Annotated in this window: 15 protein-coding genes and 1 pseudogene; 6 read left to right on the top strand and 10 right to left on the bottom strand. The window is 56.2% G+C overall.

Going from position 1 to position 14,426, the window contains the following annotated elements; genetic code table 11:
* From C7386_RS13855 to C7386_RS12450, 3 genes and pseudogenes are all read right to left on the bottom strand, one after another.
* Positions 1–116 (bottom strand): annotated as a pseudogene (locus C7386_RS13855) (acryloyl-CoA reductase electron transfer subunit beta); the annotation flags it as partial.
* Positions 117–135: 19 nt separating this feature from the next.
* Positions 136–936, bottom strand: a complete 801-nt coding sequence (gene acrB / locus C7386_RS12455) for an acryloyl-CoA reductase electron transfer subunit gamma (RefSeq protein WP_110435954.1) — start codon at positions 934–936, stop codon at positions 136–138.
* 21 nt (positions 937–957) lie between these two features.
* The gene (locus C7386_RS12450) at positions 958–2,109 is read right to left on the bottom strand and encodes an acyl-CoA dehydrogenase (protein ID WP_110435953.1); all 1,152 of its coding nucleotides are present in this window, start codon (positions 2,107–2,109) and stop codon (positions 958–960) included.
* Positions 2,110–2,464: 355 nt separating this feature from the next.
* Between C7386_RS12450 and asnB the strand changes: the two genes are divergently transcribed.
* Positions 2,465–4,294, top strand: a complete 1,830-nt coding sequence (asnB, locus tag C7386_RS12445; protein WP_110435952.1) for an asparagine synthase (glutamine-hydrolyzing) — start codon at positions 2,465–2,467, stop codon at positions 4,292–4,294.
* A gap of 59 nt (positions 4,295–4,353) precedes the next feature.
* On the opposite strand, the gene C7386_RS12440 is transcribed toward asnB, so the two are convergent.
* The gene (locus C7386_RS12440; protein ID WP_110435951.1) at positions 4,354–4,812 is read right to left on the bottom strand and encodes a heme-degrading domain-containing protein; all 459 of its coding nucleotides are present in this window, start codon (positions 4,810–4,812) and stop codon (positions 4,354–4,356) included.
* 89 nt (positions 4,813–4,901) lie between these two features.
* Between C7386_RS12440 and C7386_RS12435 the strand changes: the two genes are divergently transcribed.
* From C7386_RS12435 to C7386_RS12425, 3 genes are read left to right on the top strand one after another with little or no spacing between them, the layout of a single operon-like run.
* A complete protein-coding gene (locus C7386_RS12435) occupies positions 4,902–5,330 on the top strand; it encodes a hypothetical protein (RefSeq protein WP_110435950.1) in 429 nt (142 codons plus the stop codon).
* A gap of 14 nt (positions 5,331–5,344) precedes the next feature.
* Positions 5,345–6,769 carry a peptidoglycan-binding protein gene (locus C7386_RS12430; RefSeq protein ID WP_116705659.1) on the top strand — a complete coding sequence of 475 codons (1,425 nt, stop codon included), beginning with the start codon at positions 5,345–5,347 and terminating at the stop codon, positions 6,767–6,769.
* A complete protein-coding gene (locus C7386_RS12425; RefSeq protein ID WP_110435948.1) occupies positions 6,770–7,315 on the top strand; it encodes a peptidoglycan-binding domain-containing protein in 546 nt (181 codons plus the stop codon).
* Between the two features lie 137 nt (positions 7,316–7,452).
* On the opposite strand, the gene C7386_RS12420 is transcribed toward C7386_RS12425, so the two are convergent.
* From C7386_RS12420 to C7386_RS12395, 6 genes are all read right to left on the bottom strand, one after another.
* Positions 7,453–8,232 (bottom strand): ABC transporter ATP-binding protein, encoded by a 780-nt coding sequence (locus C7386_RS12420; protein ID WP_110435947.1) that lies wholly within the window; start codon positions 8,230–8,232, stop codon positions 7,453–7,455.
* Between the two features lies 1 nt (position 8,233).
* Positions 8,234–9,175, bottom strand: a complete 942-nt coding sequence (locus tag C7386_RS12415) for an ABC transporter permease (protein ID WP_116705658.1) — start codon at positions 9,173–9,175, stop codon at positions 8,234–8,236.
* A gap of 194 nt (positions 9,176–9,369) precedes the next feature.
* Positions 9,370–10,536: a cation diffusion facilitator family transporter gene (locus C7386_RS12410; RefSeq protein WP_116705657.1), complete on the bottom strand. Its 1,167-nt coding sequence runs from the start codon at positions 10,534–10,536 to the stop codon at positions 9,370–9,372.
* Positions 10,533–10,817: a DUF1294 domain-containing protein gene (locus C7386_RS12405; RefSeq protein WP_116705656.1), complete on the bottom strand. Its 285-nt coding sequence runs from the start codon at positions 10,815–10,817 to the stop codon at positions 10,533–10,535. Before C7386_RS12405 ends, C7386_RS12410 begins: the two co-directional genes overlap by 4 nt.
* Before the next feature lie 479 nt (positions 10,818–11,296).
* Complete coding sequence (locus C7386_RS12400) at positions 11,297–12,214, bottom strand: zinc dependent phospholipase C family protein (protein ID WP_116705655.1); 918 nt, start codon at positions 12,212–12,214, stop codon at positions 11,297–11,299.
* A gap of 124 nt (positions 12,215–12,338) precedes the next feature.
* Positions 12,339–12,923 (bottom strand): ECF transporter S component, encoded by a 585-nt coding sequence (locus C7386_RS12395; RefSeq protein WP_116705654.1) that lies wholly within the window; start codon positions 12,921–12,923, stop codon positions 12,339–12,341.
* Between the two features lie 144 nt (positions 12,924–13,067).
* Here C7386_RS12395 and spoVAC point away from each other — a divergent pair, with 144 nt between their 5' ends.
* Both spoVAC and C7386_RS12385 read left to right on the top strand, forming a co-directional pair.
* Positions 13,068–13,517, top strand: coding sequence for a stage V sporulation protein AC (spoVAC, locus tag C7386_RS12390; protein WP_110435941.1), 450 nt, complete (start codon positions 13,068–13,070; stop codon positions 13,515–13,517).
* Positions 13,514–14,362 carry a beta-ketoacyl-[acyl-carrier-protein] synthase family protein gene (locus tag C7386_RS12385; protein WP_110435940.1) on the top strand — a complete coding sequence of 283 codons (849 nt, stop codon included), beginning with the start codon at positions 13,514–13,516 and terminating at the stop codon, positions 14,360–14,362. The genes spoVAC and C7386_RS12385 overlap by 4 nt, the downstream gene beginning before the upstream one ends.
* The last annotated feature ends 64 nt before the right edge of the window (positions 14,363–14,426 follow it).

The following is a 14,426-nucleotide window of genomic DNA, read 5'->3' as shown; positions in this document are numbered from 1 at the left end:
TTGCGTGCCTCAGAGATCAGCTCGAGTACGGTCGGCTGCAGCTCGCCCTGGCGCTGCTCACAGAATACCCATACGCCGGAAAAATCGGCGAGGTTGGTGTTATTAAAATCAGCCATTGTTCTGTTCTCCTTTCAATCAGATAATATGCTTCTTCAGCAGTTCAGCCGCCAGAGTCTCACAGGTAGCCTTGTCAGCGCCCTCGAGCATCTTGCCCTGACCCTTCTGCGGGGGAGTGAAAGACTTGAAGATATTGGTGGGAGAACCCTTCAGACCAATGGTGGTCGGATCGATCAGCGGATCGTCCTTCAGGGTGTTGTAATCATATACGGAAACCGGAGCGGAGTAGCAGTCCATAATGCCGCTGAGGGACATGTAGCGGGGCTCGTTCAGCTCCTTGATGCAGGTCAGCAGGCACGGGGTCTGAGTCTCGATGGTCATGTGGCCGTCCTCGAGCATGCGCTTAACAACAACCTTGTCGCCATTCTTCTCGATACCGGCAACGTAGGAAACCTGCGGGATATCCAGCTTCTCAGCGATCTGAGAGCCAACCTGAGCGGTATCACCGTCGATAGCCTGACGGCCGCAGAATACGATGTCGTCCTTCTCCAGGCCAACCTTCTTAACAGCGGCAGCCAGGATCTGGGAAGTAGCAAAGGTATCGGAACCGCCGAACTCACGAGCGGAAACCAGAACGCCTTCATCAGCACCGCGAGCGATCAGCTCACGCAGCATGCCCTCTGCCGGGGGAGGACCCATGGTAATAACAACGACCTTGCAGCCGGTAGCGTCCTTCAGCTTCAGAGCAGCCTCTACAGCGTTCAGGTCGTCCGGGTTGGTGATGGTCTGCATGGATGCACGATTCAGGGTGCCATCAGGATTAACAGCAACCTTACCGGAGGTATCCGGAACCTGCTTTACACAAACAATTGCCTTCATAGTTCAGTTTTCCTCCTTTTCTTAGCGCAGAACCTGACCAGCGATGACCATTCTCTGAACCTGAGAAGTGCCCTCGTAGATCTCGGTGATCTTAGCGTCACGCATCATGCGCTCCATCGGGTACTCACGGATATAACCGTAGCCGCCGTAAATCTGTACGCACTTGGTGGTAACGTCCATTGCAACCTCAGAAGCGTACAGCTTAGCCATAGCAGCTTCCTTGGTGAACGGCAGACCAACATCGTGGTTGAATGCAGCACGGCGAACCAGCAGACGAGCAGCGTCGATCTGGGTTGCCATGTCAGCTACCATCCACTGCAGGCCCTGGAACTTGTCCAGAGTCTTGCCGAACTGTACGCGCTCCTTCATGTACTGGATAGCCTTATCCAGAGCGCCCTGTGCGATACCCAGAGCCTGAGAAGCGATACCGATACGGCCGCCGTCCAGAGTCATCATAGCGATCTTGAAGCCGCCGTTCTCCTTGCCCAGCAGACGGTCTGCCGGCAGATGAACGTCCTCAAAGATCAGCTCAGCGGTCTGGGAACCACGGATGCCCATCTTGTGCTCGATCTTGCCGATGGAGAAGCCCGGGTCGTCCTTGTCAACGATGAACGCAGAAATGCCCTTGTTGCCCTTGGTCTTGTCGGTCATAGCAAATACAACGTAGGTATCTGCACGGCCGCCGCCGGTGATGAACACCTTGGAGCCGTTCATGATGTAGGAGCCGTCCTCCTGCTTAACAGCCATGGTCTGCTGTGCAGCGGAGTCGGTACCTGCGTTCGGCTCGGTCAGGCCGAATGCACCGATCTTGGCGCCTTCCTTCGGCTCGATCAGCGGACGCAGCCACTTCTCCTTCTGCTCAGGAGTACCGAATGCGTAGATCGGCCATGCACCCAGGGTGCCGTGAGCGGACATAATGCCGCCGGTGGTACCGCATACGCGGCTCATCTCTTCGATTGCGATAGAGTAGCAAATATAGTTACCGCCGGAACCGCCGACTTCCTTCGGGAACTGAATGCCCATCAGTCCGTACTTCATCAGCTTCTGAACGGTTTCCTCCGGATAGCGCTCTTCCGCGTCGATCTCAGCTGCGATCGGCTCTACTTCGTTCAGAGCGAACTCGCGGCACATCTTCTGGAACAGTGCTTCTTCTTTTGTAAGCCTAAAATCCATGCCATAAACCTCCCAAATAAATAAGTAATGCGGATACGCACAAAAACACAGCGCACACGGTCAGTGGCCGCAGCGCCGCGTCCAGCGATACCCTTGTTTGGAGCATGTCTATCTCTATTATAGCGGCCGGAAACCATTTGTCAAGGATTTAACATTCTTTTTTCTGATAAAATCCGCACTCCATTTTTTGTGCGTTTCTGCCAAATGTCGGCAAGGATGAACGCACATTGCACGCATCCCTTGTCTTGTTTTGCTGCTGTTTATATTTTTTCAGAAAAATTACGATTTTACTTCATATTTTTCACATTTAACGCATATAACAGAAGGAAACCATCAATCAGAGGAGGAATCGCCTATGTGTGGTATCGGCGGTTTTGTCGATTATGAACGCGACGCACGCCGCGGCGGACCGATCCTTCACGGAATGAAGCGAACGCTTACGCCGCGCGGGCCGGATGCCGAAGGCACCTATTTTGACGAGGACGCAGCGCTTGTCCATCGGCGGCTGATCGTCATTGATCCGGAGGGCGGCAAGCAGCCGATGCACTCTCCCGACAGGAATACTATCATTATATATAACGGAGAGTTATATAACACACCGGAATTGCGTACAGAACTTATGTCGCGCGGGCACGAGTTTGTCGGACATTCGGACACTGAAGTGCTGCTGCACGCCTATCTTGAGTGGAAAACCGACGCATTTGCACGGCTGAACGGCATTTTCGCCTTTGCTATCTGGGAGAAACGCGAACGCCGACTGACGCTCTGCCGCGACCGGCTGGGCGTGAAACCGCTGTTTTTTGCTCCCATTCGCAACGGTCTGACCTTCGGTTCGACCATCGACACCGTGCTGTGCCATCCGGAGATCGAGCCTGCGCTCGACGAGGACGGTCTGCGCACTCTGCTGCTGCTCGGGCCTGCGCGCCCGCCGGAATCCGGTGTTTTCCGGCAGATAAAGTCGCTGCTCCCCGGACATTTTGCCGTTTTGACTCCGGAAAACTTCACCGATCACACCTACTGGCAGCTCGAAGCGCACGAGCATGAGGACGACCTGCCGACTACCATCGAGCGCACGCATGAGCTCATCTGCGATGCCGCCCGCCGTCAGCTGGTCAGCGATGTGCCGCTGGCGTGTTTCCTGTCCGGCGGACTGGATTCGTCCATCCTGTCTATGCTGGCGGCGAAAGATTACGCAGCCCGCAGCGAAACGCTGCATACCTGGTCGGTGGATTATCGTGACAACGATAAATATTTTACAAAGAGTATATTTCAACCTAATAGTGACAATTCGTATATTGATCAAATGGTGGATTTTCTCGGTACGCACCATCATCGCGTTGTGCTCGAGCCGGAGGCACTGTGCGCGGCTCTGCTCCCCGCGACGGATGCGCGTGCGCTGCCCGGCATGGCCGATGTGGACTCTTCCCTGCTGCTGTTCTGTGCGGCCGTTAAGCGCGGCGGAACCACCGTTTGCCTGTCCGGCGAGTGCGCCGACGAGTTATTCGGCGGCTATCCGTGGTACCACCGTGAGGAAATTCTGTTTGAAGATACGTTTCCGTGGTCACGGTCGGTCGGTCTGCGTCTGGGTCTGCTCACACCGGATGCCGTTAGAAACGGCGAGGAATTTGTGCGCCAGCACTACCGCGACACTTGCGATCGTGCGCCAAAGCTGTCGTCCGATGACAAAAAGGCCGCCCGGATGCGCGAAATGTTCGTGCTCAACCTCGACTGGTTCATGGCAACCCTGCTCGACCGCAAGGACCGCATGAGTATGTATTCCGGCCTCGAGGTGCGCGTGCCGTTCTGCGACCACCGCATTGTCGAGTATGCCTATAATATGCCGTGGGACTTCAAGTCGCTCGAGGGGCGTGAGAAGGGCATCGTGCGCCGCGCATTCGCCAATGAACTGCCCAAAGAGATCGTTTACCGCAAGAAAAGTCCGTATCCGAAAACCTTTCATCCGGTTTATACCCGCTTGTGCGCGGACTATGTCTGCCGTATTTTCGAGGATAACACCTCGGTCGCCGCTTCCCTGTTCGACCGGAATGCCGTGCAAAAACTCATGCAGCGGCCGGAAAGCCTTGCCGAACCGTGGTTCGGACAGTTGATGCGAACACCGCAGATTTTCGCATATATCATCCAGCTTGACCGGTGGTTTCGGCATTATCATGTCAAAATAGTATAAAAATAATGGAGAATGAAAAACGATACGTTTATCTTCCATTCTCCATTTAAAATACTCAATTATGCGAAATACTCCGCCAAGGTGTTAATGATAAGCTGATGATCATCCACATGATCCGGATAGCCGGAAACGCAGATGGAACCGATCACGCCGGTGCCGCGCAGCCGGATCGGGAAACCGCCGCCTGCGGCGTACTCGTTCGGGTCGAGCTTACGGTCCGCGAAGGTCTCGCCTGCGTCCTCCAGCTCTGCGAAAAACCGCAGCGAGGACGTTTCCATCAGGTCAACCGCGTTGCGCTTGCGCGCGAGCCACAGCTCACTGTCCGGCTTTGCGCCTTCTGCGAAGTAACGGAACACGACCAGACCGTTCACCGTAATCTCAACCGCAACCGACTGCTCCTTTGCGTTTTCATGCAGCTTGAGGCCGATTTTCAGCGCATCCTCGCGCGAAAAATGCTCAAACTGAAACTTCTCCTCCTGCTCTGCACACATGGAGATCATCGTTTTGTAATCCTGCATACTGTCCCCGCCTTTCGAGATTTTGCCGCCTTTGCGGCTGTTACCTTTAGTATATCTGTTTTTCCACCTGCTGACAAGGAGGTTTTTTCATGGCTGAACTGACCGACGGCACCGCCGAGCTGCGCGTGCTCGTCACGACCGCACTGGGCGCTCTCCCGCTCGAGAATGCCATCGTTTCCGTTTCCACCGTGCCGGATGAGAGCGGTATGCGTACACTGCTCCACTCGGTCACCACCGACAGCGGCGGCATGACACCCGTTATGGTGCTCGACACGCCGCCGCGCAGCAATTCGCTGAACCCGGACAGTGGCCCGCCGTTCGCGGTGTACACGGTCGAGATTTCCGCCGAGGGCTACACGCCGCTCACCGCCCTGTACATCGCGATGTTCTCCGGCGTGCCGACCATGCTGCCCGTGGCGCTCACGCCGCTCAAGGAAAACCAGAGCTTCGCGCCGACCGACCTGACCGCCACCGGCACGCCGCAGGCCCTCGATCCGGCTCTGCCGGAGAATCCGTAAAAGGAGGGACAGTTTTGCCCGAACCCTATGTTTCCATCCCCGAAACCATCACGGTGCACCTCGGTGCGCCGTCCGAGAACGCGCAGAATATCACCGTGCCGTTCGCGGACTACATCAAGAATGTGGCCTCGTCCGAGATATACCCGACATGGCCCGAGCAGGCCATCCGTGCGAACGTGTACGCGCAGATCTCCTATGTACTCAACCGCGTGTTCACCGAATGGTACCGCGCACAGGGCTATGACTTCGACATCACCAATTCCACCCGCTACGACCAGTCTTTCGTGCCCGGACGCGATATTTTCGAGAACATCTCCACCATCGTAGACGATATGATCGGCACTTACCTCACCCGCGGCGATTCCATCGAGCCGCTGTTCACGCAATACTGCAACGGCACGACCGTCACCTGTCCAGGCGGACTGAGCCAGTGGGGAACCGTGCCGCTGGCCGAGCAGGGACTTTCCGCCGAGCAGATCTTGCAGTCGTTTTACGGCAGCGACATCAATTTCGTCACCGGTGCACCGCTCTCGCCCAACCTCGGCGGGTCGTTCCCCGGCGTGACACTGCGGCTGGGCGACTTTTCCGAGGATGTCCGCACTGTCCAGACCCGCCTCAACCGCATTTCGACCAATTTTCCGAACATCCCGAAGATATATCCCACGGACGGCGTGTTCAGCGCGGACACCGAACGCGCCGTGCGGGCGTTCCAGCGGCAGTTCAACCTCACCGAGGACGGCCTTGTCGGCCAGGCAACATGGTACCGCATCGCGTTCATTTATAATAATGTCAAGCGCCTGAGCGAGCTCAACAGCGAGGGACTGGCCCTCAGTGAGATCTCCCGCCAGTATCCCGAACGGCTGACCGAGGGCATGAGCGGCCCGGGCGTACAGCTTTTGCAGTATTTTCTTGCCATCGTCGGTGAATTTTACGATGCGCTGCCGCGCTGGCAGGCGGGACAGCTCGACGGCGTGTTCGGCCCGCAGACCCGCGAGGCAGTGACCGCCTACCAGCAGCTCGTCGGGCTGCCCATGACCGGCGCAGTGGACAGAGAAACGTGGTATGCTCTGCTCTCGACCTACCAGTCCGTGCTGCTCTCCCAGCCCGAACAGGAATGGCTCGAGCAGTTCGTCGGCCTGCCGGAAACCTTTCTCGTCAAGGGGATGCGCGGCAAAGCCGTGCGGCAGGCGCAGCAGCTCATCAATATCATCGCGCGCGGCTACGCCGAGGTGCCCGCCGTCGCGGAGGACGGCATTTTCGGGGATGCGACCGAATCGTCAGTCGCCAGCATCCAGTCGCTGCTCGGCCTGCCCGCCACGGGCGCCATCGGCCCGCTGACATGGGAGGGCATGGCCGATCTTGCCGAAAACGTGCTGGTCGGCAGCCAGAATGCTGCGGGACAGTACCCCGGCTATCCCGTTGGAGAGGAGGCAACGTGATTGTACACCGATGCACAAAAACGCAGCCATATTTTCGATTTGCAGACCTTTCTGCGGCGCATCCAGCAGTCTGAGGGCAGCGCTGCTCCGCTCGTGCCGGACGGCATTTTCGGTGCACAGACCGCCGCCGCTGTGCGCGAATACCAGCAGCAGCACTGCCTTCCGGTGACGGGCATCGCCGACCAGCGCACATGGAACGCCATCTACGCTTCATATGCCGCGCTCATCGCCGCCGATGCACTTCCCATGCAGACGGCGTTCTTCCCGCCGGAGAGCGATACCGTGCTGAAGCCGGGCGCGAAAAGTCCCTCGGTGTATGTGCTCCAGCTCATGCTGAGCGAAATTGCGCCGCATTACAACCGGATTGCCGCCGTGCCGCTCACCGGCGAATACGACAGCGATACGCAGGCCGCTGTCCGGCGGGCGCAGCAGATCTTTCAGCTGCCGCAGACCGGCCTGACCGACCGCGCCACATGGCAGGCGCTGGCCGGACTGCACAATGCGCTGTTCCGGCGGACACCCCTCGGATGGAGCATGAAAGAGTGAGGAGTTGAAATTGAAGAGTGGAGAGTTTTTGAGATAGGAGGTAGGAGGTATCGTAATCTCCACTCTCAACTCTTCACTCTACACTCTTTTCCATCTTAAAAAAAGAACCCGAAACGGTGTTTCGGGTTCTTTTTTGCTTATTCGCTCAGGAGCATACGGTCGCTCTCGATATTGAACTTCTCGAGCAGATCGCGGACGGTGAGGTTCTTCTTCTCCTCACCGCGGATATCAACGACAACTCGACCGGCATCCATCATAATCAGACGGTTGCCGTACTGGATGGCGTTCTTCATGTTATGCGTTACCATCAGTGTGGTGAGATTGTCGCGTGCGACGATCTCTTCGGTGATCTGCAGCACCTTATCTGCGGTTTTCGGATCGAGCGCTGCGGTATGCTCGTCGAGCAGCAGCAGATCCGGCTTGCGCAGGGTGGCCATCAGCAGGGTCAGCGCCTGACGCTGACCGCCGGACAGCAGACCAACCTTACTGGTCATGCGGTTCTCCAATCCCAGACCGAGCGTTGCCAGCTTTTCGCGGTACAGCTCGCGTTCCTCGTTCGTAATGCCGGAGCCGAGGCCGCGCTTCTGACCGCGGCGGTATGCCAGCGCCAAATTCTCCTCAATGCCCATGGTAGCGGCAGTACCCATCATCGGATCCTGAAATACGCGGCCGAGGAAACGCGCGCGCTTATGCTCGGGCAGATTGGTCAGGTCGTAGCCGTTCAGATGAATCATGCCCGCATCCACCGGATACACGCCTGCGATCAGGTTCAGCGTGGTGGACTTGCCGGCGCCGTTGCCGCCGATGATGGTAACGAAATCGCCGTCCTCAAGGGTCAGGTTCAGGTTGTCAATGGCACGCTTTTCGTTTACCGTGCCCGCGTTGAAGGTCTTGTAAATTCCTTTGAGCTGCAGCATGTTACTTGACCTCCTTTGCGTCAGTCTTTGCGGCGCTCTTGGCTGCACCGCGGAAATACTTGCCCTTCCAGTACGGAACAGCAAGGAAGATTGCAACGACGAAAGCCGAGATCAGCTTCAGGTCGTTGGTGTTCAGGCCGAGGTTGAGGACCACCTGAATAACCAGATAGTACACAACCGCACCAAGCGATACGCCGAGCAGACGCATCGCAAAGTTGCGGAAAATACGGCTGAACAGCACCTCGCCGATGATGACAGCGGCAAGGCCGATAACGATAGCGCCGCGGCCGGCGTTGACATCCGCAAAGCCCTGATACTGGCAGTACAGCGCACTTGCCAGCGCAACCAGGCCGTTGGACAGCATCAGACCGAGCACCTTGACAAAATCAACGTTGATGCCCTGCGCGCGGCTCATATTCGGGTTTGCGCCGGTCGCACGGATGGAGCAGCCGAGCGCCGTACCGAAGAACCAGTACAGCAGTGCGATAACCACAATCGTAAAGACAGCCGCAACGAAAATCGGGTTCTCGATAGTCACCTTCTTAACGTTGCGCAGCGAAACAAGCAGCTTGTAGTTGTCCGGATTGATCGCTACATTTGCTTTTTTGTCCATAATGCGCAGATTAATGGAGAACAGCGCCAGCTGTGTCAAAATACCGGCCAGAATCGCCGGAATACCCATACAGGTATGCAGAATACCGGTAATCAGTCCGGCCAGCATGCCAGCAAGGAAAGCGCACAGCATTGCCACCCATACATTCGCGCCGTGCGTCATCATAACGATGCACACCGCACCGCCGGTCGCCATCGTACCATCGACGGTCAGGTCGGCCAGATCGAGCACCTTAAAGGTGATGAATACGCCGATCGCCATCAGTCCCCAGATCAAACCCTGCGCCACTGCACCGGGAAGTGCGGAAAGCAGGCCCGAGAAAAAGCTCACTTAAATTCCCCCAAACAATAATGTTATCTGATAAAGCGTAAAAACGCTATCTCCATTATAGCAAATTTCCGGGGTATTGCAATGATAACTTGCCGTTTTCGCGGATTATTTTGTTCCCTACCGTTTTTCTATGCTATTTTTAGCAGAAAAAGGAGATGCGAAAGCACCTCCTTTTTCTGCTCATTATTTTCTTATCACATCTGATGATCGAGCGTTACAACCGGATTATAGCGCGAGTCGATCGCTTTCAGGCCGTCATAGATCTTCATCAGCAGGTCGCGTTTGGCATCCTCATCATAGGAAAACGGCACAACAACGTCGAAAATCAGGTTGATCTGGCGTTTGCCGTCTACTATGCGGAAGTCGTGCATGGTAAGCTGTCCGTCGATCTGACGGAGCACGCCATCGGTCTGCTCACGCAGCGCGTTGACATACGCATTATTGATATCGATCGGATCCATGTGGATGACCAGATACACACCGGTCTGCTGCCAGACACGCTTTTCGGCCTCGTCGATTTCCTCGTGCACAGCCACAAAGTCCGAGTCGCTCGGCACTTCGGCATGCAGCGACGCAATTGAGCGGCCCGCACCGTAATTGTGGATAATCATATCGTGTACGCCGACAATATGGTCGGACTCCATTACAATCCGCCGAATATTGCGGGCAACCTCCGGATCGGCGGCTTCGCCGAGCAGCGGCGCAACCGTATCCTTCGCAATGCCGATGCCCGACCAGAGGATAAACGCAGCAACGGCAACGCCCACATAGCCGTCCACCGGCAGCGTGGTAAACCGGCCGGCTACCATGCCGAGTACGACAACAGCCGTGGTAATAACATCATTACGGCTGTCCTGACCGGCAGCCATCAGCACTGGAGAGTCGATTCTGCGGCCGATATTGACGTTGAACGCGCCCATCCACAGCTTAACCAGCATGGATACGGCAAGAATCCCCATCAGCACCGCCGAGAACGCTACGGCAGCCGGATGCAGAATGCGGTCGAGCGAGGTTTTGAAGAACTCGAAGCCGACCAGAATGATGATGAACGAGACGATCAGTCCCGCGATGTACTCGGTGCGTCCGTAGCCGAACGGATGCTTCGCATCCGGCTCCTTGCCGGAAACCTTGAAGCCGACAATGGAAATCAGGCAGGACAGACCGTCCGACAGGTTGTTGAATGCGTCCGCCGCGATGGAAATCGACCCTGTAAGCAGACCAATGATCAGCTTGAGCGCAAACAGGAACAGGTTGCATGCCAGTCCGACCGCACCGGACAACACGCCGAATTTTTCACGCACCCGCGAATCGCCGGTGTTTTCCGCATCGCGGATGAAAATATGGATAAGTGCGTTTGTCATAGAAGTCCCTTCATATACAAAATGTTATAAATACCAACAATAATTGCTCCTTGCAGAATCATAATTGCCGGTATGCCGAGCATGAAAATATGGTGCAGCGTCTTGTGACGGATGATGAGCATGGTGGCGTACACGCCCGGCCCGCCGCCGATCAGCGCCCAGAAAAACAGCGTGCGCTCGGGCACACGCCTCCAGCCGCGAGCCGCGGCGAGCTTATCGTAAATGCAGACAATCGCGCCGATGACGCTGACTGCAATAAAATAGTACAGCACATACTGCACGGTTGCTGCACCTCCTTTTGGATTTCCTACAATTTTACCACAGGCATTGCCGTATTGCAAAGAAATCAGGTCAAAAATAGCCGTGACTAACGAAAAAGTAGCGGTGTCTAACACAAAAGGCGCCTTTTTAGGCGTCTTTTGTCAGTCTGTCAAAGAAGTATTATTTTAATTTTTACGCTTCGTGCGGCAGCACGCATAAAATAGAATTTGCGAAGCAAATTCATAAATTCCGGGAGCATGTATCTCGGAATTTACACAAGGGAAGAAAAAATGTGCCCGTAGGGCGCGGTTTTTCTTCAGTATTCGCTCGAAAGCGTGGTTTCGAGCGAGAGGCTGCTCGGAAAACGATAGTTTTTCGACAGCCTCACAAAAGGCGCCTTTTCAGGCGCCTTTTGTCTTTTACAGTCTTTTTCCCTTGCAATCGCAATGACAAATGAAAAATGCACTCACATTTTATTTCTCATTATCATTTTTCATTATCATTTTTTCGGGTTGCCGCTGTCGAACGGCTTATCAAAGTGATAGTGCATCAGCCAGCCTGCGTCAAACTGCGCGGCGTACTGTCCGGCAAGAGCGGCGGCACGAATACGCGCCAGGCCGAACAGCTCCGGCACGGAATCCGTGCGGATTTCGTCCGGTTTCCACAGGTTATGCCACGGTTGATGAGCCAGATTGAGCGCATCCCACATCGGGCGCTCGAGCTTCATGTGACCGGTGAGCAGGGCGCCCCGACCGAGCAGGGTTTCCGCCTTTTTCGCTCCGCGATAGACGGCGCGGCTCTCCGAATAGAGAAAACTCTCCCATGAAGTCATTTCCGCGAACGAACGGCGCAGCTCATGCGTAGAAACATCGGCTCCGTACACGGTTTTGAGCACCGCGTGCAGCATAACCGACAGCACCGCCTGCTCGACCGGTGACAGCTGATAGCGTTCCTCCGGATCGAACTCAGTGATGGGGCGATGGCATGCGCGTTCGTAGATCAGATAGTCAATGTCACTTTCAATGCGGCTGTGCACCGCCGATGCGGACAGCTTCGGATTTTCGGTGCAGAACTGCACCTGCCGGCAGTAAACATAGGGATGAATCTCACTGTCGAGCGCATAATGGCACACGAAGCCGTAGAAATAGGCCGCTGCGATCTCCTGCGCGTCGCCGCTCAGGTCGCGCACCGCACGCGAGAACGCCGCAAACAGCTCGTCCGTTTTCTCCGAGTGCATGCGGTTGCCCAGCTTGTGCAGCGGACTGCCAAGCAGGATTTTCCGGTAAAACAGCGGGTCCGGTCCCTGACAGCCCCAGAAAAAGCACGCCGGACGGCATGCCGCTGCCCGCTGCGCCGGTGCGGGAAACACCGTCAGTGCCTGCCTGCCAAATAGATGATGCGATACAAAATCCGCCATACTGTTTTCCTCCTCGCTGTGCTTTTCTTTAGATGATTACAGTATACCACGAAATCCGACTTTCTGCAAAGCATGGGAAACGCGCCTGCCGATAACCGACAAGCGCGTTTCTCAACGGATTTGTTTACTTTTCTGCCATATGGTGGCCGAACGAGGTCGAATTCATCGCCTTCTGCAGCGCCGGCAGAAGCGCCATTGCAACAACTACCGCGATAACGATATTCGGAGGCGAGGTCATCAGCTTCGGAATATTGGCCACAAAAGCCGGAACCAGCGCACTGCCGCCGATCATCAGCTCAATAATACCCTTGAGCATGTACAGCAGCGACGAGAACACCGCACCTGCAAGGCACGCCACGAGGTTGCGCGCAAACTTCTTTGCGGCAGCGGCACCGGCGTAAGCGATCACGCCGCACAGCCATGCCATCAGGAAGAAACGCAGGAAGGTGATCCACGCCTCCGGTGCGTACTCCGGCGTCATCAGGTCGAAGATCATCGAGCCGATACCGGCTGCAAGACCGCCGCGAACCGGTCCGAGCAGCAGGCCGCACAGCAGCACGAACGCGTTTGCAAGCTTGATCATGGTGGTGCCTGTCGGCGTCGGAATGCGAATGGACAGGAACATGGTAACAACGAATACCACTGCCGCCATCAGACCGATCATCACGATGTCGTACAGCGAAAACGCTTTTTTCTTGGATTCCATCATAAATCCCCCTGATCTGATATGTTTTATTTATCATACCGCGAATATGGTCTGTCGAAAATGGTCAGTTCGCATTTATTTTACAGGGTCAGATGGATAATCCCGGAACGGCTGGGCAAACTACGCGTACAGAAAGGGGAACCTTGCATGAAACTGGATAAACAAACCTATCAACAGCTGCTCGAACGCAAAAGTCCGAATTCGCCGCTGTGGCGCGACTGCCTGCTGGCGTTTCTGATTGGCGGTGCGATCTGCACGGTCGGCGAGGGGGTGCGGCAGCTGTGGCTCTCCCGCGGACTGGATACCGAGGACACAGCCGCCGCGACCGCCATCACGATGGTGTTTCTCGGTGCCCTGCTCACCTGTCTGCATTTGTACGAAAAGCTTGCAAAATATGCGGGAGCAGGCACGATTGTGCCGATCACCGGCTTTGCAAACGCCATTGTTTCTCCGGCGATGGAGTTCAAAAGCGAGGGGCTTATCCTCGGTCTGGGCGCAAAGCTGTTTGTTATCGCGGGACCGGTGCTGGTATACGGCATTTCGGCAAGCGTCATTTACGGTCTCATTCTGTTTTTGACGGGAGGCGGTTCGGTATGATAAAGCGCATCGGCAAGCGCACGCTTGCGCTCGAAAACCGGCCGTATCTGCTCGGACACGCGGCGGCAGTCGGCAAAAAAGAGGGCGAAGGCCCGCTCGGTGAGCGGTTTGACTATGTGGCGAAGAATGACCGCATGGGCCAGCGCTCGTGGGAGCTGGCGGAGAGCGAGCTGCAAAAGACTGCCATCCGGCTTGCGCTGCGCAAGGCCACCCTGCCCGAGCGTTCGCTCGACCTGATCCTTGCAGGCGACCTGCTCAACCAGTGCATCGGCTCGTTTTTAGCGTCCATGCACGCGAATGTGCCCTATCTCGGGCAGTACGGTGCATGCTCGACTATGGCACAGGGTCTTGCGCTCGGCGGCTGTCTGGTCGAGAGCGGCGCGGCAGACCGCCTGCTTGCGGCAGCATCCTCGCATTTCTGCTCGGCGGAGCGGCAGTACCGTTTTCCGCTTGCCTACGGCGGTCAGCGCACACCGACGGCCCAGTGGACAGCCACCGCGGCAGGCGCGGCAGTGCTCGGCAGTGAGCCGGTGCCGAACGGCGCGGAGCCGTGCGATGTGCGCGTGACGCACGTTCTGTTCGGCCGGATGGTCGAAATGGGCGTGACCGATGCGGCAAATATGGGGGCTGCGATGGCGCCCGAAGATGTGAATTTAGACCCATACATTTTTCGGCGCGCTGAGCGCTGTGTTTCGCATATAATCCGCTATTATCATAACCATTCACCGGTATTCCCGTTAGAACGAACAGAAACAGAAAACAGACAATCCCACTTGATATCGTACCTGACATCAAGTGGGATTTTATCTGCGCGAATGTTTTTCTTATCCAAACACCGGCGGTGAGACCTGCCGGTTTCCGTGTTCCCTGCTTTTTAGACTGTCCTGCTGTTTAATCGGCCCAGACTTC

Source organism: Agathobaculum butyriciproducens (assembly GCA_003096535.1).
Taxonomy (GTDB): Bacteria; Bacillota; Clostridia; order Oscillospirales; family Butyricicoccaceae; genus Agathobaculum; species Agathobaculum butyriciproducens.
The sequence above is the reverse complement of the archived record's forward strand: the minus strand, read 5'-3'. Positions and strand labels throughout refer to the sequence as shown.